The sequence below is a fragment of the Pseudomonas sp. GL-R-19 genome (assembly GCF_019956375.1).
Classification (GTDB): domain Bacteria; phylum Pseudomonadota; class Gammaproteobacteria; order Pseudomonadales; family Pseudomonadaceae; genus Aquipseudomonas.
This window is the reverse complement of sequence record NZ_JAHBDJ010000010.1, coordinates 109571-127282: the sequence shown is the minus strand read 5'-3', so window position 1 is coordinate 127282 and position 17712 is coordinate 109571. Positions and strand designations below refer to the sequence as shown.

At 58.8% G+C, this 17712-nt stretch carries 19 protein-coding genes and 1 tRNA gene; 4 read left to right on the top strand and 16 right to left on the bottom strand.

Annotated features, from left to right (window positions below):
- Positions 1-108 precede the first annotated feature (108 nt).
- The 4 genes from KGA83_RS06350 to KGA83_RS06335 all read left to right on the top strand — a co-directional run bounded on the left by KGA83_RS06350 (position 109) and on the right by KGA83_RS06335 (position 3847).
- Complete coding sequence (locus KGA83_RS06350) at positions 109-1485, top strand: L-serine ammonia-lyase (protein WP_223529134.1); 1377 nt, start codon at positions 109-111, stop codon at positions 1483-1485.
- Between the two features lie 36 nt (positions 1486-1521).
- Positions 1522-2646, top strand: a complete 1125-nt coding sequence (gcvT, locus tag KGA83_RS06345; protein WP_108215105.1) for a glycine cleavage system aminomethyltransferase GcvT — start codon at positions 1522-1524, stop codon at positions 2644-2646.
- Positions 2647-3050: 404 nt separating this feature from the next.
- A complete protein-coding gene (locus tag KGA83_RS06340; protein ID WP_007977299.1) occupies positions 3051-3263 on the top strand; it encodes a cold-shock protein in 213 nt (70 codons plus the stop codon).
- Between the two features lie 95 nt (positions 3264-3358).
- The gene (locus KGA83_RS06335; RefSeq protein WP_108215104.1) at positions 3359-3847 is read left to right on the top strand and encodes an RDD family protein; all 489 of its coding nucleotides are present in this window, start codon (positions 3359-3361) and stop codon (positions 3845-3847) included.
- Positions 3848-3983: 136 nt separating this feature from the next.
- Here KGA83_RS06335 and nadA read toward each other — a convergent pair whose 3' ends face one another.
- The 16 genes from nadA to aspS form a co-directional block, all read right to left on the bottom strand.
- A complete protein-coding gene (gene nadA, locus KGA83_RS06330) occupies positions 3984-5042 on the bottom strand; it encodes a quinolinate synthase NadA (RefSeq protein WP_223529130.1) in 1059 nt (352 codons plus the stop codon).
- 270 nt (positions 5043-5312) lie between these two features.
- Positions 5313-5388: transfer RNA gene (locus KGA83_RS06325), tRNA-Lys, on the bottom strand.
- A 63-nt stretch (positions 5389-5451) separates the two neighbouring features.
- Entirely contained in the window at positions 5452-6147 is a 696-nt protein-coding gene (gene queC, locus KGA83_RS06320) for a 7-cyano-7-deazaguanine synthase QueC (protein WP_108215103.1), read from the bottom strand.
- 1 nt (position 6148) lies between these two features.
- Entirely contained in the window at positions 6149-6796 is a 648-nt protein-coding gene (queE, locus tag KGA83_RS06315) for a 7-carboxy-7-deazaguanine synthase QueE (RefSeq protein WP_108215102.1), read from the bottom strand.
- A 166-nt stretch (positions 6797-6962) separates the two neighbouring features.
- A complete protein-coding gene (ybgF, locus tag KGA83_RS06310; RefSeq protein ID WP_108215101.1) occupies positions 6963-7802 on the bottom strand; it encodes a tol-pal system protein YbgF in 840 nt (279 codons plus the stop codon).
- A gap of 6 nt (positions 7803-7808) precedes the next feature.
- The gene (gene pal / locus KGA83_RS06305) at positions 7809-8306 is read right to left on the bottom strand and encodes a peptidoglycan-associated lipoprotein Pal (RefSeq protein WP_003178634.1); all 498 of its coding nucleotides are present in this window, start codon (positions 8304-8306) and stop codon (positions 7809-7811) included.
- Positions 8307-8358: 52 nt separating this feature from the next.
- Positions 8359-9639 carry a Tol-Pal system beta propeller repeat protein TolB gene (gene tolB, locus KGA83_RS06300; RefSeq protein WP_177413217.1) on the bottom strand — a complete coding sequence of 427 codons (1281 nt, stop codon included), beginning with the start codon at positions 9637-9639 and terminating at the stop codon, positions 8359-8361.
- A 17-nt stretch (positions 9640-9656) separates the two neighbouring features.
- The gene (tolA, locus tag KGA83_RS06295) at positions 9657-10754 is read right to left on the bottom strand and encodes a cell envelope integrity protein TolA (RefSeq protein ID WP_115947354.1); all 1098 of its coding nucleotides are present in this window, start codon (positions 10752-10754) and stop codon (positions 9657-9659) included.
- Positions 10754-11206: a protein TolR gene (tolR, locus tag KGA83_RS06290; RefSeq protein ID WP_162135951.1), complete on the bottom strand. Its 453-nt coding sequence runs from the start codon at positions 11204-11206 to the stop codon at positions 10754-10756. Before tolR ends, tolA begins: the two co-directional genes overlap by 1 nt.
- A gap of 23 nt (positions 11207-11229) precedes the next feature.
- Positions 11230-11925 (bottom strand): protein TolQ, encoded by a 696-nt coding sequence (gene tolQ / locus KGA83_RS06285; RefSeq protein WP_007897030.1) that lies wholly within the window; start codon positions 11923-11925, stop codon positions 11230-11232.
- A complete protein-coding gene (gene ybgC / locus KGA83_RS06280) occupies positions 11915-12382 on the bottom strand; it encodes a tol-pal system-associated acyl-CoA thioesterase (RefSeq protein ID WP_007990726.1) in 468 nt (155 codons plus the stop codon). Before ybgC ends, tolQ begins: the two co-directional genes overlap by 11 nt.
- A gap of 127 nt (positions 12383-12509) precedes the next feature.
- Positions 12510-13571 (bottom strand): Holliday junction branch migration DNA helicase RuvB, encoded by a 1062-nt coding sequence (ruvB, locus tag KGA83_RS06275; RefSeq protein WP_108215098.1) that lies wholly within the window; start codon positions 13569-13571, stop codon positions 12510-12512.
- Positions 13572-14180 carry a Holliday junction branch migration protein RuvA gene (gene ruvA, locus KGA83_RS06270; RefSeq protein WP_008052450.1) on the bottom strand — a complete coding sequence of 203 codons (609 nt, stop codon included), beginning with the start codon at positions 14178-14180 and terminating at the stop codon, positions 13572-13574.
- 115 nt (positions 14181-14295) lie between these two features.
- Complete coding sequence (ruvC, locus tag KGA83_RS06265) at positions 14296-14820, bottom strand: crossover junction endodeoxyribonuclease RuvC (RefSeq protein WP_008015799.1); 525 nt, start codon at positions 14818-14820, stop codon at positions 14296-14298.
- Between the two features lie 126 nt (positions 14821-14946).
- Positions 14947-15693 carry a YebC/PmpR family DNA-binding transcriptional regulator gene (locus tag KGA83_RS06260; protein WP_046042206.1) on the bottom strand — a complete coding sequence of 249 codons (747 nt, stop codon included), beginning with the start codon at positions 15691-15693 and terminating at the stop codon, positions 14947-14949.
- 128 nt (positions 15694-15821) lie between these two features.
- Positions 15822-17597, bottom strand: coding sequence for an aspartate--tRNA ligase (aspS, locus tag KGA83_RS06255; protein WP_108215097.1), 1776 nt, complete (start codon positions 17595-17597; stop codon positions 15822-15824).
- Between the last annotated feature and the right edge of the window lie 115 nt (positions 17598-17712).

Sequence of the window (17712 nt, the reverse complement as noted above, 5' to 3'; positions counted from 1 at the left end):
CTTTTGATCTTGATCTTGAAAAACAGGATCAAAAGATCGCAGCCTGCGGCAGCTCCTACGCACAGCATCTCCCGTGATACGCCTATAACAAGAAACCGGAGAACCACCATGTCGTTAAGCGTGTTCGACCTGTTCAAGATTGGCATCGGCCCCTCCAGCTCTCACACCGTCGGCCCGATGCGCGCCGCTGCGCGTTTCGTCGAAGGCCTGCGCCGTGAAGGTCTGCTGCCGGCCACCACCTGCGTCAAGGTCGAGCTGTACGGCTCGCTCGGCGCCACTGGCAAAGGCCACGGCAGTGACAAGGCTGTGCTGCTGGGCCTGGAAGGCGAGCACCCGGACACCGTGGATACGGAAACCGTCGCCGCACGCCTGCAAAAAATCCGCAGCAACGGACGCTTGAACCTGCTCGGTGAACACAGCATTGCGTTCAACGAGAAAGAACACCTGGCGATGATTCGCAAACCGTTGGCCTATCACCCCAACGGCATGATTTTCCGCGCCTTCGACGCAGCGGGCCTGCAGATCCGCAGCCGCGAGTACTACTCGGTCGGCGGCGGTTTTGTGGTCGATGAGGACGCCGCCGGTGCCGACCGCATCGTCGAAGACGCCACGCCCCTGACCTTTCCGTTCAAAAGCGCCAAGGATCTTCTCGGTCATTGCGTCAAATACGGGCTGTCGATCAGCCAGGTGATGCTGACCAACGAAAGCGCCTGGCGTCCGGAAGCGGAAACCCGCGCAGGCCTGCTGAAAATCTGGCAAGTGATGCAGGACTGCGTCGCCGCCGGATGCCGCAATGAAGGCATCCTGCCTGGCGGGCTGAAGGTCAAACGCCGGGCCGCCGCGCTGCATCGGCAATTGTGCAAGAACCCGGAATCGTCTTTGCGCGACCCGCTGTCGGTGCTGGACTGGGTCAATCTCTACGCCCTGGCGGTCAACGAGGAGAACGCCAACGGCGGGCGCGTCGTGACCGCGCCCACCAACGGTGCGGCGGGGATCATTCCGGCAGTGCTGCATTACTACATGCGTTTCATCCCGGGCTCGAATGACGACGGCGTCGTGCGTTTTCTGCTCACTGCCGCAGCCATCGGCATTCTGTACAAGGAAAACGCCTCGATCTCCGGCGCCGAAGTCGGCTGCCAGGGCGAAGTCGGCGTCGCCTGCTCGATGGCCGCCGGGGCCTTGTGCGAAGTGCTTGGCGGCACCGTGCAACAAGTGGAGAACGCCGCGGAAATCGGCATGGAACACAACCTCGGGCTGACCTGCGACCCGATTGGCGGGCTGGTGCAAGTGCCTTGCATCGAGCGCAACGCCATGGGCTCGGTCAAGGCCATCAATGCCGTGCGCATGGCCATGCGCGGCGACGGGCAACACTTTGTCTCCCTCGACAAGGTCATCCGTACCATGCGCCAGACCGGCGCCGACATGAAAAGCAAATACAAGGAAACCGCCCGTGGCGGTTTGGCGGTCAACATTATCGAGTGCTGATGCGCGCTCATCTGCACCCATCTTCAGGAGCTGAATATGTCCACCGAACAACTGTTGAAAACCCCGTTGCACGCCCTGCACATCGAACTCGGCGCGCGCATGGTGCCGTTCGCCGGCTACGACATGCCCGTGCAATACCCGCTGGGCGTGATGAAAGAACACCAGCACACCCGCGACCAGGCCGGGCTGTTCGATGTCTCGCACATGGGCCAGATCCGCCTGACCGGCGCCAATGCCGCCAAGGCCCTGGAAACCCTGGTGCCGGTGGACATCATCGACCTGCCGGTGGGCATGCAGCGCTATGCCATGTTCACCAATGCGACCGGCGGCATCCTCGACGACCTGATGGTCGCCAACCTGGGTAACGACGAACTGTTCCTGGTGGTCAACGCCGCGTGCAAGGATCAGGACCTGGCACACCTGCGCCAGCACATTGGCGACCAGTGCACGATCGAACCGCTGTTCGAAGAACGCGCCCTGCTCGCCCTGCAAGGCCCGGCCGCCGTCACCGTACTGGCACGTCTGGCGCCTACAGTTGCGAAGATGACCTTCATGCAGTTCGCCCGCGTGAAGCTGGTGGGCGTGGACTGCTTTGTCAGCCGCTCGGGTTACACCGGTGAAGACGGTTTCGAAATTTCCGTACCCGCCGCCAATGCCGAAGCCCTGGCTCGCGCCCTGCTGGCCGAACCGGAAGTGGCCGCCATCGGTCTTGGCGCCCGCGATTCCCTGCGCCTGGAAGCCGGCCTGTGCCTGTACGGCCACGACATGAACACCGACACCACCCCGATCGAAGCAAGCCTGCTGTGGGCGATCTCCAAGCCACGTCGCGCCGATGGCGCACGGGCCGGCGGCTTCCCTGGCGCCGATACCGTATTCACCCAGCAACAGGCAGGCGTGAACCGTAAACGTGTAGGCCTGCTACCCCAGGAACGCACACCCGTGCGCGAAGGTGCCGAGATCGTCAACGAAGCTGGCGATATCATCGGTAGCGTCTGCAGCGGCGGTTTCGGGCCGACCCTGGGCGGTCCGCTGGCCATGGGCTATGTCGACAGCGCCTACATCGCACTGGACACACCGGTTTGGGCGATCGTTCGTGGGAAAAAGGTGCCTTTGCTTGTAAGCAAAATGCCATTTGTTCCACAACGCTACTATCGTGGCTGATAGAATGTTCCTATAAGTAACGCGGTTGCGTTAACTGCGCACTAATGTGTAACGCAACCGCCATAAAATAGTGCATTGTTTGGCTCTTAGCTTCGATTATGAACTTTGCTTATAACGATCGAAAGCAATTGAACAACGCTAGCGTATAAGGCCCCACTAGTGGACGGACTAAATGCCATCAACCTGAGGAAATACGGGGCCTTCACGGGGCTTGTTTTTTCTCCCGTAGTTGGCGTAGAGTTTGTTCACTGTGTTTGCATGGGTCGCTTGGAATCGTGACCTGGGCAGTAGCCTACAAGTTAGCTACATCCCGTTCGACGTCTTCTTACTCTCCTGCAACCAGCCCCAGTACTCTTTCATAAGAAGGAGACTGTCATTAATTTTTGCGTCAAAGGAAATAAGAAATGTCCCAACGTCAGAGCGGTACCGTCAAGTGGTTTAACGACGAGAAAGGTTTTGGTTTTATCACTCCTGAAAGCGGTCCGGATCTGTTCGTGCATTTCCGCGCCATCCAGGGCAACGGCTTCAAGAGCCTGAAAGAAGGCCAGAAAGTGACCTTCATCGCCGTGCAGGGCCAGAAAGGCATGCAGGCTGACGAAGTACAAGCAGAAGCCTAATCTTCTGTAACGAAAAAGCCCCTGATGCTGACATCAGGGGCTTTTTTGTGCGCGTAAATCCGTAAAATGGCTTCTTTTTTCGCCGAGAGCCTGCCATGTCGAAACACCTGCTTACTCCCCAGGGCGACTTTCCTGCCGCTGGCCTGGGTCGTCGCCTGGCAGCCATGTTCTATGATTTCCTGCTGTGCACCGCCCTGCTGATCGTCACCAGCGGCATCTACAAGATGATCCAGATGGCGATCATCGGCGAAGAGAGGATGCGCTCCCTGACCGAAGCGGGCGCGCTGGACGGTGATCCCCTGCTCTCCACAGTCCTGTTGTTCGTACTGTTCGGCTTCTTCGCCAAATTCTGGACCTGGTCTGGTCAGACGCTGGGCATGCAGGTCTGGTGCATCCGGGTACAGAATGCCGACGGATCGTCCATCAGCCTGTGGCAGGCGCTGCTGCGCTTTGTGGTGTCGTTTGCTTCGTTGCTGTGTGTTGGTCTGGGATTCTTCTGGTCGCTGTTCGACAAACAGGAACGCAGCTGGCATGACATGTACTCCAATACCCAGCTTGTGCGGGTTCCGAAAAAAACCAAATAGTTTCCCGACGCAGAAACCACTGTAGGAGCGAGCCTGCTCGCGATGGCGGCGTATCAGTCAACATTGATATGACTGACAGACCGCCATCGCGAGCAGGCTCACTCCTACAGTTTTTATGCAGCGTTCCTGATAGACCTCAGGCGTTACCGGCCAGCTTCATCCGCGCCGCCTGGGTGAAATCGAGCATGCGCTTGAGCGGGCGAATCGCCTGCGGAATCAGCGCCGGGTCGACAAAGATCTCGTTCGACCCTTCCTTCAACGCCTTGAGCGTGCGCTCAAGGGTGTTCATGGCCATCCACGGGCAATGCGCACAACTGCGGCACGCCGCGCCGTTACCTGCCGTCGGGGCTTCGATAAAGACCTTGTCCGGGCACAACTGCTGCATCTTGTAGAAAATGCCGCGGTCGGTCGCCACGATCAGCGTCTTGTTCGGCAGGCTCTGTGCTGCCGCGATCAACTGACTGGTCGAACCCACGGCATCGGCCAGTTCAATCACCGATGTCGGCGACTCCGGGTGCACCAGGATCGCAGCATCCGGGTACAGCGCCTTCATGTCTTCAAGCTGCTTGGACTTGAACTCTTCGTGAACGATGCAGGCACCGTCCCACAGCAGCATGTCGGCACCGGTCTGGCGCTGGATGTAGGTACCCAGGTGCTTGTCCGGGCCCCAGATGATGGTCTCGCCGTTGTCCATCAGGCTTTCAACGATTTCCAGCGCACAGCTTGAAGTCACGACCCAATCCGCTCGGGCCTTTACCGCAGCGGAGGTGTTGGCGTACACCACCACCGTGCGCTCCGGGTGTTGATCGCAGAACGCGGAAAACTCGTCCACCGGGCAGCCCAGGTCGAGCGAACAGGTCGCTTCGAGTGTCGGCATCAGCACGCGTTTTTCCGGGTTGAGAATCTTGGCGGTCTCGCCCATGAACTTCACGCCGGCGACGACCACGGTCTTCGCTGGATGGACGTTGCCGAAGCGGGCCATCTCCAGCGAGTCGGAGACACAACCGCCCGTCTCTTCGGCCAGCGCCTGAATCACAGGGTCACAATAGAAATGGGCCACCAGCACCGCGTCCTGAGCCTTGAGCTCGGCAGCGATGGCAGCACGGTAATAAGCCTCTTCATCGGCGGTCAGCGGCTTGGGCTGCTTGGCGTCGAGGTGAGCTTGAACCAGAAGGCGTTCGGAAATTTGCGTCATGTTCGCAAGACCTGCAGGCGCATTCGCGCGAAAGTCGAGTATACACCCGGCTCCGGACCCATCGGGGTACCGCCGGGAAAGTGAGTATTGATCAGGCACGGACAGCGTTGAAGCTGCGCAAGGCTACAGAATATCGGAAGGATGCAAAAGGTGATTCTGACCTGCGTCATGCGCAGCAGCCCGCAGCGAAGCGGACTTGAATCGCGGGCAAAAAAAAACCCGGAAATCCTCACTTGCGTGGGCCTTCCGGATTTTCTAAACCGCCAAAAATGGTGGGTCGTGTGGGATTCGAACCTACGACCAATTGGTTAAAAGCCAACTGCTCTACCAACTGAGCTAACGACCCGCTGTGTGGTGGCGCGTATAATACTGATTTTTAAGGACTATTCAACACCTATTTTGAAATAAATCAAAAATAAGGGGTTGGATCGCTGATTCCGGCTGCCGCAAAGCCTTCTGCGCGCAGTCGGCAGCTGTCGCACTTGCCGCACGCACGACCATTATCGTCGGCCTGATAGCAGGAAACGGTCAGTCCGTAGTTCACGCCAAGCTTCACGCCGGCCTGGACGATCTGCGCCTTGCTGAGGTTTTGCAGCGGTGCCTGAATGCGGAAACCATTGCCTTCCACGCCGGCTTTGGTCGCCAGGTTGGCCGTGCGCTCGAACGACTCGATGAACTCGGGACGGCAGTCCGGGTAACCGGAGTAATCTACCGCATTGACGCCGATGAAGATGTCGCGTGCACCGAGCACTTCAGCCCAGCCCAGGGCCAGAGACAGGAACACGGTGTTACGCGCAGGCACGTAAGTCACCGGAATGCCCTCACCCAACTCTTCCGGAATGTCGATGCTGCTGTCGGTCAACGCCGAGCCGCCTATGCCGTTGAGGTTCAGACCGATCACCTTGTGCTCGACCACACCCAGGTCCTGCGCCACACGCTCGGCGGCGTACAGTTCGGCGTGAGAGCGCTGACCGTAGTCGAAGCTCATGGTGTAGCAGCTGTAGCCTTCGGCGCGCGCCATGGCCACGACGGTCGCCGAGTCCAGGCCACCGGACAGCAGGATGACCGCACGTTTTTTTTCAGGAGTGTTCAGTTGTTCAGTCATTTCAGCGCCCCGGCTCGTCATTCCATAGATATTTATGCAGCTGCAATTGCAAACGCACTGGCAGATTGTCCGCCACCACCCAGTCCGCCAGGTCCCGGGCATTGAGATCATGGTGACTTGGCGAGAACAGGACTTCGCCGGCACGCTGATCCAGACCGTATTGGATCAGCTTGGAAACGGACCAGTCATAGTCGTCCCGCGAGCAGATGACAAACTTCACCTGATCGTTGGGCGTGAGCAGCTCAATGTTTTCGTAGCGGTTACGGTGCGCTTCCTTCGAACCCGGGGTTTTCAGGTCGACAACACGACTGACCCGGGAATCTACTGCCGAGATATCAATAGAACCACTGGTTTCCAGTGACACTTCGTAACCGGCGTCACACAGGCGCTTGAGCAAGGGAATGGCGTTGGGTTGCGCCAGGGGCTCGCCGCCCGTGACACAGACGTATCGCGGACGAAAACCGGCGACCTGCTCGAGGATATCGTCGAGGGTGCGGATGGTCCCACCGGTGAACGCGTAGGCGCTGTCGCAGTATTGGCAACGCAACGGACAACCGGTCAGGCGCACAAAAACAGTGGGCAGCCCGGCAGTCCGAGTTTCACCCTGCAACGAGTAGAAAACTTCGGTGATTCTCAATGTGTCTTGCATAGTCGCCACGGGCGTAACAGCTAAACAGGCTGTCCGCCTCCGTCAGGCACTTCAAGGAACCCCGGCAATGCGCAGATCCCAAAAAGCGTGTTTCAGAAAAAGGGTGTGAATTCTAACGAAAAAACCCGCGACAAGCGCGGGTTTCTTCAAAACAGGTCAAGCCGGCTTACATTTTCTGCAGATCGCGCTGGGCCAGTTGAGCGGCGGAAGTGCCCGGATATTGGGACACAACCTGCTGCAGAATACCTTTGACCCGGTCGGTATGACCCAGGCGGCGTTCCACATCAGCAAGCTTGTATAGCGAATCAGGCACTTTGGCGTGTTTCGGATACAGCTGCGAAACCTTGGCAAATGCCTGACCTGCACCTTGCAGATCGCCTTTGGCCAGATTCACTTCACCCAACCAGTACTGGGCATTGCCCGCGTATTGGCTATTCGGGTATTTGCGCAGGAATGCGGCGAAAGCCTGGCTGGCCTTGTCGAAATCCTTGGCCTTGATCAGGTCGAAGGCAGCATCGTAATAGAGCTTTTCCTTCGCTGGATCTGCCGGCTCGCTACCTGCGGCGGGTGCTTGAGCAGCGGCTGCGCCAGCTGCCGCACCTGCGGCTGCGCCGGGGGCATTCAAATCACCACCGGTGGAAGAATTTTGAGGAGTCGCGGCTGGTGCAACGCCGGTTCCTATGCGCCGATCAAGATCCTGGTATCGCTCCAGGTTTTCCTGCTTCATGCGCGCTACATCATTTTGCAGTTCTTCGATCACACCCTGTTGGCGCGAGATCTGTTCCTGCATTTGTTGCAGTTGGTTGAACAGCTGGCCCTGCGCCGAGACAGGAGTCGAAACCCCTCCCCCGGCATAGGCGCCGTTCGTACCGTAACCTGCAGGCGGATAACTGCTCCCGCTATTGTTATAGCCGGAGTTGTCCTCGACCACAGGAACCGCAGCCCACACCGCAAACGGGGCGAGGCTGAGAGCCAAAACAGTTACAGCACGACGGCACGTTCGCATGACGAATTACTTACGCAGTTCGACGCGACGGTTTTGAGCCCAGGACTGCTCGTCGTTGCCGGTAGCAACTGGACGCTCTTCGCCGTAGGAAACCAGTTCCAGCTGAGCTGGGGAAACGCCTTGCAGTACCAGGTAGCGCTGAACGGCTTTCGCACGACGCTCGCCCAGTGCCATGTTGTACTCACGAGTACCACGTTCGTCGGTGTTGCCTTCCAGAACAACGCGAGCGCCGTTTGCTTTCAGGTCTTTGGCGTGAACGTCCAGAGCGCGCATGGCTTCTGGCTTCAGGTCCGAACTGTCGTATTCGAAGTAGAAAGTGGTGATAGCGCGCAGGGCAGCTTCTTCGCTCAGGGAGCCGTCAACTGCACCAGTGTTTGCGCCGTAACCAGCGTTTGGATCTACCGCGCCTTCACCGGCATTGTCGCCGCCTTTGGACGAGCAACCTACAGCTACAGCCATGGCCAGTGCCAGCGCAGCAAATTTACCAAACTTCAGCATTTCCATCGTGAAACTCCTAATGAACCCCAGTGTGTTAAGTAAAACGTATAGCGCCGCGTCAGTTCAGGAAAGGGGACCAGGAAGGTTCTCTGACTTCGCCTTGTGCGGTAGGAAGCGGGAGCCTTACGCGTCCATTGATGGACACGAGCATCAAGACTCCCCGGCCCTGCTGGCGGGTGGCGTAGATTACCATGGTGCCGTTGGGCGCGACAGTGGGCGACTCGTCCAGAGTGCTATCAGTGAGGATCTTTACACTACCGCGTTGCAAATCCTGGGCCGCCACCTTGAAATTGGTGAAGCCATCCTGACGGTGAATCATGACAAGCGTCTTTTCATCGGCCGACAGTTTAGGGTTGGCGTTGTAATTACCGACGAACGTCACACGCTCGGCACCGCCGCCGCCCGCGCCGGTCTTGTAGATCTGCGGCTTGCCGCCACGGTCGGAAGTGAAGTAGATGGTCGAACCATCCTTGCCCCAGAACGGTTCGGTGTTGATGCCAGGACCGTTGGTGACGCGGGTGATCTGACGCGAACCCAGGTTCATCACATAGATGTCCGGGTTGCCGTCTTTGGACAGCACGAACGCCAGGCGATTGCCGTCCGGCGACCAGGCTGGCGCACCGTTCAGGCCTTCGAAGTTGGTGATCTGCTCACGGCGACCGGTGTCGATGTTCTGCATGAAGATGCGTGGACGCTTCTGCTCGAAGGAGACATAAGCGATGCGCTTGCCATCCGGTGCGAAACGCGGCGACAGGATCGGCTCGCGCGATTGCAGCAGGGTCACGGCGCGGGCACCGTCGTAGTCCGAACGTTGCAGGGTGTAGCGAGTGTTGTTCTCGGAGAAACGCTCGGCCGTTACGTACAGCAGGCGAGTCGAGAAGGCACCTTTGATACCCGTGAGTTTTTCGAACGACTGGTCGGAGATGTAGTGCGCCATGTCGCGTAACTGATCGACGCCGCCCGACACGCTACCGGTCAGCACTTGCTGCTCGGTGGCCACGTTGAACAGTGCGTATTGCACCTGCAGGCGACCGCCCGCCGGCACAATGCTGCCGACCATGACGTACTGGGCACCCAGCGCCTTGAAGTCACGGAAGATGATTTCGCTGGCCTGGCTCGGCTGGCTGATCATGTTCTGCTTTGGAAGCGGCGAGTAGTAACCCGAGTTGCGCAGGTCGTTCCCGATGATTTCCGCCATGTCGTCCGGCAGCACGCTACCACCCTGGAAGCCGAACGGCACAACGGCGATCGGGGTCGCCCGATCGCTGCCGCTGGTAACCAGAATGTTTTTCTCATCTGCCATCGCCATCCCTGCCATGCAGCAGATAACGACCAGCATTCCTCGTAGAAGGTTTCTCACAAGGCTAGATCCTCAGGTGTGAATGTCATCTTGAATGAACGATACGGAGCGAAATCACTCGGCTTCATTCCCTGCATTTCTGTCAAACGTCCAATATTCTTCACCGCTGCAACAGCCGAGGCGTCAAACGGACCGTCGCCACTGGACCTGGACACGCTGACCGAAGTCACCGTACCGTCCGGCAACATGCCGATTTGCAACACGACCGTCATGCCTTTGCGTGCCGAAGGTGGACGAGCCCAGCCTTCCGCTGCACGCGCACGAATCAGGTCATCGAAACTGCCGGCGACTTCGTCGCCCTGCTCATCGGCCAAGGCCTGCTGACGCTGCGGCGTGTCGGAAAGCAGATCTGCCAGGGCCTGGGCCTTTTTGTCTTCGGCGGATTTACGTGCCGCGTCCTGCGATTTCTTCTTCGCAGCATCGGCAGTAGCTTTCTTCTTCGCTTCCTCGGCGACTTTCTTCTTCGCCTCCTCAGCTTCAGCTTTCTTCTTGGCGTCTTCCGCGGCTTTCTTCTTCGCGTCTTCGACGATCTTCTTCTTGGCTTCTTCAGCGGCCGCTTTCTTGGCCTCTTCTTCCGCAGCTTTCTTGGCTTCTTCTTCGGCTTTCTTCTTGGCTATATCAGCCAATTGTTTCTCTTCTGCCTTCTTGGCTTCCGCGGTTTTCTTCGCAGCGTCGGCTTTCTTGGCTTCATCAGCCTTTTTCGCCTCGTCCGCTTTCTTTGCCTCGTCCGCTTTCTTCGCCTCGTCAGCCTTCTTGGCTTCTTCGGCCTTTTGAGCCGCCTCTTCTTTCTTTTGTTCCGCAGCCTTCACCGCTTCCTGCTCGACCTTTTTCTGTTCCATCTGCTCGACTTCGGTCTGACGCGCAGCAGATTTCTGCGCTTCACCGGCAATCTTCTGATTGGTCTGGGTGGTCGCCCGACTTTTCGATTTCAGTTGGTACAAGGTCGCCTGGACAATCGGCTTGGCCGGCGGCAGTTCCGGGGTAAAGGCAAAACTGACGAACAGCATGCCGAACACCAGCACGTGCAAGCCAATCGCCCAGACACTAGGCCAGAAGTAGCTTTCCGAGGCGGACGGCTCTCGCTGTTGCTGCATCAGGGCGCCTCGGTAATCAAGCCAACATTACCGACCCCGGCTTTCTGCAACCCGCCCATGGCCCCCATGACGGAGCCGTAATCGACACTCTTGTCGCCGCGAATGAAGACCTGGGTACGCTTGCCGCCTTCGTTGCCGACGCGAATGATCTTGGTCACCGCGTCAGTCATCTGCGGCAGGGTCATGGCCCGATCCTGCTGCTTTTCGGTGTCGACTTCGCTGCCAAGGTTCCAGTAGTAGGTCTTGTCGGATTTGATGGAAATGGTCAGGACCTGGGTGTTGTTGTCCTGCGGCAAGGCTTCACTGGAAACCTTAGGCAGATCAACTTTCACGCCCTGATTGAGCATCGGTGCGGTCACCATGAAGATGACCAGCAGCACCAACATCACGTCGATGTAAGGCACCACGTTCATCTCGGCGACCGGCTTGCGCTTTTTGCGAGCTCGAGCGATTAAAGCCATTGGAAATTACCTGCTTATTCTTCGCTGGTGTGCACTTTGCGGTGCAGGATCGCCTGGAACTCGTCGGCGAAGGTGTAGTAACGGCCCAGCAGGGTTTCGCTGCGAGCAGCAAAACGGTTGTAAGCGATAACGGCTGGAATGGCAGCGAACAGACCGATCGCCGTGGCGATCAGTGCTTCGGCGATACCCGGAGCCACAGTGGCCAGGGTCGCTTGCTGGGCAGTCGCCAGACCACGGAAGGAGTTCATGATCCCCCAAACGGTACCGAACAGACCGATGTACGGGCTGACGGAACCGACGGTGGCCAGGAAAGGCAGGCTCTGCTCGAGCTTTTCTTCTTCGCGGGAAATGGCGACGCGCATGGCACGGGCCACGCCTTCCATGACCGCTTCCGGATCAACGCCCGACTGCTGGCGCAGACGGGAGAATTCCTTGAAACCGGCACGGAAGATTTGCTCGACACCCGAGTCAGGGTCCGGGTTGCTGCCAGCCTGACGGTACAGCTTGGACAGGTCGATACCCGACCAGAAGCGCTCTTCAAAGCTCTCCAGGGCACGTCGACCGGCGCGCAGCAGGTTGCTGCGCTGAAAGATCATGATCCACGAGGTCACCGATGCGGCTACCAGGATCAGCATTACCAGTTGCACCACGATACTGGCATTGCTGACCAGGCTCCACATGGAGGAATGGTCGACGACGTTAGCTTCCACGCTTTATCTCCTGCTTTGAGTGTGTACCCGCGCCGCTCACGTCGGCAAAGGCCGCTCGTAGAGCTTCGGGAATGGCCCGGGGTTTCAAACTTTCAGTGCGCACACAGGCCACCAGAAACTGCCCTTCGCAGAGCAGCACATTATCCGTTGCCCGCCTGACCTGCTGCTTGAAGCGCAGGCTGGCACGGTTCAATTCGATTACTTCAGCGCTTACCAGCAGTTCGTCGTCCAGTCGCGCCGGCGCGTGATAGCGAGCTTCGCTGGAATGCACGACGAACAACAGGTCCTCCCCTGCCAGCTGCGATTGGGCAAAGCCCAGATCTCGTAGCCGCTCGGTTCGAGCCCGTTCCATAAACTTGAGGTAATTGACGTAATACACGATGCCCCCCGCATCGGTGTCCTCGTAATAAACGCGACAGCGATGTGCGAAAGGCTCAAGCCCGTTTTGCGCGCGCATACTCTAGTGCTTACTCCTCAGGTTGCCAATCCGGCATGGCAACTGTTTTTCATTGTTCTGCGGCTTTCACGTGAAAGTACGGTCCTGGGACCCTACATTGCCCGAAAAAATCAGTACGCAATGTTAATTAATCGTCAGCGGCATCGAGAAACTCATCTACCACGGGCATTTCGCCCAATCGTGACGGAATGTTTAAACCGAAATGCAGGTAGGCATGCCGCGTCACCACCCGCCCCCGTGGCGTGCGCATGATGTAGCCCTGCTGGATCAGGTAAGGCTCCAGCACGTCTTCAATTGTGTGACGCTCTTCGCTGATGGCGGCGGCCAGGCTGTCGACCCCGACTGGCCCACCGTCGAATTTCTCGATCATGGTCAGCAACAGACGCCGGTCCTGGTGATCGAAGCCACGTTCGTCGACATCCAGCAGGTTCAGCGCCAGGTCGGCAATCGGCTTGGTGATGTGGCCCTTGGCGCGAACTTCGGCGAAGTCGCGCACCCGGCGCAGCAAACGGTTAGCGATTCGTGGAGTGCCACGGGCACGGCGGGCGATTTCGAAAGCACCTTCCGGATCCAGCGGCAAACCAAGGATGCTTGCCGAGCGACTGACAATTGTCGACAGATCGGCGGTGCTGTAGAACTCCAGGCGCTGGACAATCCCGAAACGGTCTCGCAACGGATTGGTCAGCATCCCCGCCCGCGTCGTTGCGCCGACCAGGGTGAACGGCGGCAGATCCAGCTTGATCGAACGCGCGGCCGGGCCCTCACCGATCATGATGTCGAGCTGGAAATCCTCCATGGCCGGGTACAGTACCTCTTCGACAATCGGCGACAACCGATGGATTTCGTCGATAAACAGTACGTCGTGAGGCTCCAGGTTGGTCAGGAGCGCCGCCAGGTCGCCTGGACGCTCCAGCACGGGCCCTGAAGTGCTCTTGATCGACACGCCCATTTCCTGGGCGATGATGTTGGCGAGGGTGGTCTTTCCCAGGCCGGGAGGCCCGAAGATCAGCGTGTGATCCAGGGACTCGTTCCGACCGCGAGCGGCTTGAATGAACAACTCCATCTGCTCGCGAACGGTCGGCTGGCCAATGTATTCAGCCAGGCTGACCGGGCGAATCGCCCGGTCCTGGACTTCTTCGCGCTCACGCGGACTGTGCGTGGCAGCGATCAGACGATCAGCTTCAATCACTTAGATCATTCCCTTCAAGGCGCGGCGGATCATGTCTTCACTGCTCAAATCTTTCTCCTTGATCGCAGACACCGCCTTGCTCGCTTCCTGGGGCTTGTAGCCCAGGGAAATCAAGGCGCTTACGGCGTCAGTCTCGGCAGTGTTCACCGGAGCCGGTCCATCCGGCTGGTTCGGCACCAGGGCGAACATGGCCGGTACGGTTTCCCAGGCCTTGAAGCGATCCTTGAGTTCCACCAGCAAGCGTTCGGCGGTTTTCTTGCCGACGCCCGGGACCTTGGTCAGCGCCGACGTGTCCTGGGACTGTACGCAACGAACCAGTTCGTCGACCTCCAGGCTCGACATCAAGGCCAGCGCCAGTTTCGGCCCGACGCCGTTGAGGCGGATCAATTCGCGGAAAAAGTCGCGCTCACGCTTGCCGACAAAACCATAGAGCAACTGTGCGTCTTCGCGCACGACCAAATGGGTGTGCAAAGTCAGCGGTTCACCGACCGACGGCAAGCGGTAAAGGGTCGTCATGGGCACTTCAAGTTCATAGCCCAAGCCATTTACATCCAGAATCAGATGCGGAGGCTGCTTCTCAGCCAGGGTGCCGCGCAAACGTCCAATCACGTTACAAATCCTTGAGCGTTGGCCAGCTCTGGGCCAGCGACTGATAGAGCGAGGGAATGCCGCCGACAACCCAGGCGAAACGCCCCCCACTCCATGAAAATGATTGCTGATGCTATCAGAGACGCAGGCGCCCGCCACGACTGCGTGCAGCACCCAGACCATGGGGCAGCAGGCTGGAGCGGGTATGAGCATGGCAGATGGCAATGGCCAGGGCGTCCGAAGCATCGATCTGCGGTTTGCTGGTGAGCTTGAGCATGTGCATCACCATCATTTGCACCTGCTCCTTATTGGCCGCGCCGGTGCCTACGACCGCCTGCTTGACCTGGGTTGCGGTGTATTCGGCAATTTCCAGGCTTTCCTCGGCACCTGCCACTATCGCTGCGCCACGGGCCTGCCCCAGTTTCAGGGCGGAGTCGGCGTTACGGGCCATGAACACCTTTTCGATCCCCATGGTCACCGGATGGTAAGTCTGAATGATCTCTCGCACCCCGCGATAGACAATCTGCAGTCGCTCATGCAGCTCGCCGGCACCGGTGCGGATACAACCGGAGGCGACGTACTCACAGCCACGGCCGGTATCACGAACCACACCGTAACCGGTGATGCGCGAACCGGGGTCGATACCAAGAATCAAAGTCATAACGCCTGCAGGCTTTAAATGTAGGAGCGAGCTTGCTCGCGATGGACGTCAACGATAACGCGGCTGACTTGAATGAACGCCGCTCTCAGGTTTTTCGCGAGCGAGCTCGCTCCTACAAAAGGCAAATCAGCCGAGCTGTGCAGCCACCGACTCCGGGATGTCCGCGTTGGAATAGACGTTTTGCACGTCGTCCAGGTCTTCGAGCATGTCGATCAGCTTGAGGACTTTCTCGGCGCCTTCCAGATCGAGTTCGGCACTGGTGGTCGGCAACATGACGATTTCCGCGTCGTCACCTTTGAAACCAGCCGCTTCCAGTGCGTTACGCACGGAATAGAACCCGGCAAACGAGGTGAAAACGTCGATAGAACCGTCTTCGTTGGTCACCACGTCATCAGCGTCGGCTTCCATGGCCGCTTCCATCAGTGCGTCTTCGTCAACGCCGGCCGCAAAGGAGATCTGTCCCTTGCGTTCGAACAGATAGGCCACCGAACCGTCAGTGCCGAGGTTGCCGCCGCATTTGCTGAACGCGTGACGAACAGCGGCCGCAGTGCGGTTACGGTTATCGGTCATGCACTCGACCATCACCGCGACGCCACCGGGGCCGTAGCCTTCGTAGGTCAGTTCGACCATGTCGTCGGTATCGGCGGCACCGGCACCACGAGCGACCGCCCGATCAATGATGTCGCGGCTCATGTTCGCGCCAAGGGCCTTGTCCAATGCCAGGCGCAGACGCGGGTTGGAACCTGGATCACCGCCGCCCTGACGAGCCGCGACGGTCAGTTCACGAATCCACTTGGTGAAAATCTTGCCTTTTTTGGCATCCTGACGTTCTTTGCGGTGCTTGATGTTCGCCCACTTGGAATGACCTGCCATAACTCGCTCCGAATTCTCTTTGAAACATTGCCCGCTGCGCTGCATTGCGCCGGCCGACAAACAAAAATCTTGAACTGCTCTGCCTATAAAGAAAAGGCGCATCCACAGATGCGCCCTTCAGGTCAGCCTTACTCGGCCTTAGGCGTTTCGCGCAGGCGAATGTGCAGCTCGCGCAATGCCTTGGCATCCACCTGACCCGGTGCCTGAGTCATGACGTCCGCCGCGCTCTGGGTTTTCGGGAAGGCGATCACTTCACGGATCGACTGGGCACCGGTCATCAGCATTACCAGACGGTCCAGACCGAAGGCCAGGCCACCGTGCGGCGGTGCGCCGTATTTCAGGGCGTCGAGCAGGAAGCCGAATTTCTCTTCCTGTTCCGCTTCGTTGATGCCCAACAGGCGGAAAACCGACTGCTGCATCTCTTTGCGGTGGATACGGATCGAACCACCACCCAGCTCGGTACCGTTCAACACCATGTCGTAGGCACGGGACAGAGCGCCAGCCGGGTTGGCTTCCAGCTCTTGCGGGGTGCACTTCGGTGCGGTGAACGGGTGGTGCAAGGCAGTGAAGCTGCCGTCGTCGTTTTCTTCGAACATCGGGAAGTCGACGACCCACATTGGCGCCCACTTGCAGGTCAGCAGGTCCAGGTCGTGGCCCAGCTTGATCCGCAGCGCGCCCAGGGCTTCGCTGACGATCTTCGCCTTGTCGGCGCCGAAGAACACGATATCGCCGTCGACCGCACCGACGCGATCGAGGATCACGTTGAGGTTGGCTTCAGGGATGTTTTTCACGATCGGCGATTGCAGACCTTCAACACCGGCAGCGCGCTCGTTGACCTTGATGTACGCCAGGCCCTTGGCACCGTAGATGCCGACGAACTTGGTGTAATCGTCGATCTGCTTGCGCGGCATGCTTGCCCCGCCAGGTACGCGCAAGGCGGCGATGCGGCATTTCGGGTCGTTGGCCGGACCGCTGAACACCTTGAAATCGACTTCCTTGAGCTGATCGGCCACGTCCACCAGTTCCAGCGGGTTACGCAGGTCTGGCTTGTCGGAACCGTAACGGCGCATGGCTTCTTCGAAGGTCATGTGCGGGAAATCGCCGAACTCCAGATCCAGCACTTCCTTGAACAGATTGCGGATCATTTGCTCGGTCAGGCCCATGATCTCTTTTTCATCGAGGAAGCTGGTCTCGATGTCGATCTGGGTGAATTCCGGCTGACGGTCGGCGCGCAGGTCTTCGTCACGGAAGCACTTGGCGATCTGGTAGTAACGGTCGAAGCCGGCCACCATCAGCAGTTGCTTGAACAGCTGCGGCGATTGCGGCAGGGCGAAGAACGAACCGGCGTGAGTACGGCTCGGCACCAGGTAGTCGCGCGCGCCTTCAGGGGTGGCACGGGTCAGGATCGGCGTCTCGACGTCGAGGAAGCCGTTCTCGTCCAGGAAGCGGCGGATGCTGGTGGTCATACGCGAACGCAGGCGCAGCTTCTCGGCCATTTCCGGGCGACGCAGGTCGAGGAAGCGATAGCGCAGGCGGGTTTCTTCGCCGACGTCGGAGAACTCGTTCAACGGGAACGGCGGGGTTTCCGATTCGTTCAGCACTTCCAGCTCATAGCCGAGGACTTCGATCATGCCCGACGCCATGTTCGCGTTGGTTGCACCGGCCGGACGCAGGCGAACCTTGCCGGTGATCTTCACGACGTACTCGCTGCGCACGCGATCGGCTGCGGCGAAGGTTTCAGCGCGGTCCGGATCGAACACGACCTGGGCCAGACCATCACGATCACGGATATCGAGGAAAATCACCCCACCGTGGTCACGGCGACGATGGACCCATCCGCAAAGGGTAATTTCCTGGCCGTCCAGGCTTTCGTTCAGTTGGCCGCAATAATGGCTGCGCATCATGGTCGTGGTTTCACTTCTCGTAATTCGAAATTCGGTGGAGATCCTACAGCAGCCCCGCCTTTAAAAAAGTCGCCGGGTGATGCAAGAGCACGCGTGTCGTTCAACTCAGGTTCCA

Excerpts from the sequence above, each read along its gene's own strand:
- KGA83_RS06350 (WP_223529134.1), top strand. The coding sequence starts at position 109 with ATGTCGTTAAGCGTGTTCGACCTGTTCAAGATTGGCATCGGCCCCTCC.
- gcvT (WP_108215105.1), top strand. The coding sequence starts at position 1,522 with ATGTCCACCGAACAACTGTTGAAAACCCCGTTGCACGCCCTGCACATC.
- KGA83_RS06340 (WP_007977299.1), top strand. The coding sequence starts at position 3,051 with ATGTCCCAACGTCAGAGCGGTACCGTCAAGTGGTTTAACGACGAGAAA.
- KGA83_RS06335 (WP_108215104.1), top strand. The coding sequence starts at position 3,359 with ATGTCGAAACACCTGCTTACTCCCCAGGGCGACTTTCCTGCCGCTGGC.
- nadA (WP_223529130.1), bottom strand. The coding sequence starts at position 5,042 with ATGACGCAAATTTCCGAACGCCTTCTGGTTCAAGCTCACCTCGACGCC.
- queC (WP_108215103.1), bottom strand. The coding sequence starts at position 6,147 with ATGACTGAACAACTGAACACTCCTGAAAAAAAACGTGCGGTCATCCTG.
- queE (WP_108215102.1), bottom strand. The coding sequence starts at position 6,796 with ATGCAAGACACATTGAGAATCACCGAAGTTTTCTACTCGTTGCAGGGT.
- ybgF (WP_108215101.1), bottom strand. The coding sequence starts at position 7,802 with ATGCGAACGTGCCGTCGTGCTGTAACTGTTTTGGCTCTCAGCCTCGCC.
- pal (WP_003178634.1), bottom strand. The coding sequence starts at position 8,306 with ATGGAAATGCTGAAGTTTGGTAAATTTGCTGCGCTGGCACTGGCCATG.
- tolB (WP_177413217.1), bottom strand. The coding sequence starts at position 9,639 with ATGCTGGTCGTTATCTGCTGCATGGCAGGGATGGCGATGGCAGATGAG.
- tolA (WP_115947354.1), bottom strand. The coding sequence starts at position 10,754 with ATGCAGCAACAGCGAGAGCCGTCCGCCTCGGAAAGCTACTTCTGGCCT.
- ybgC (WP_007990726.1), bottom strand. The coding sequence starts at position 12,382 with ATGCGCGCGCAAAACGGGCTTGAGCCTTTCGCACATCGCTGTCGCGTT.
- ruvC (WP_008015799.1), bottom strand. The coding sequence starts at position 14,820 with ATGACTTTGATTCTTGGTATCGACCCCGGTTCGCGCATCACCGGTTAC.
- KGA83_RS06260 (WP_046042206.1), bottom strand. The coding sequence starts at position 15,693 with ATGGCAGGTCATTCCAAGTGGGCGAACATCAAGCACCGCAAAGAACGT.
- aspS (WP_108215097.1), bottom strand. The coding sequence starts at position 17,597 with ATGATGCGCAGCCATTATTGCGGCCAACTGAACGAAAGCCTGGACGGC.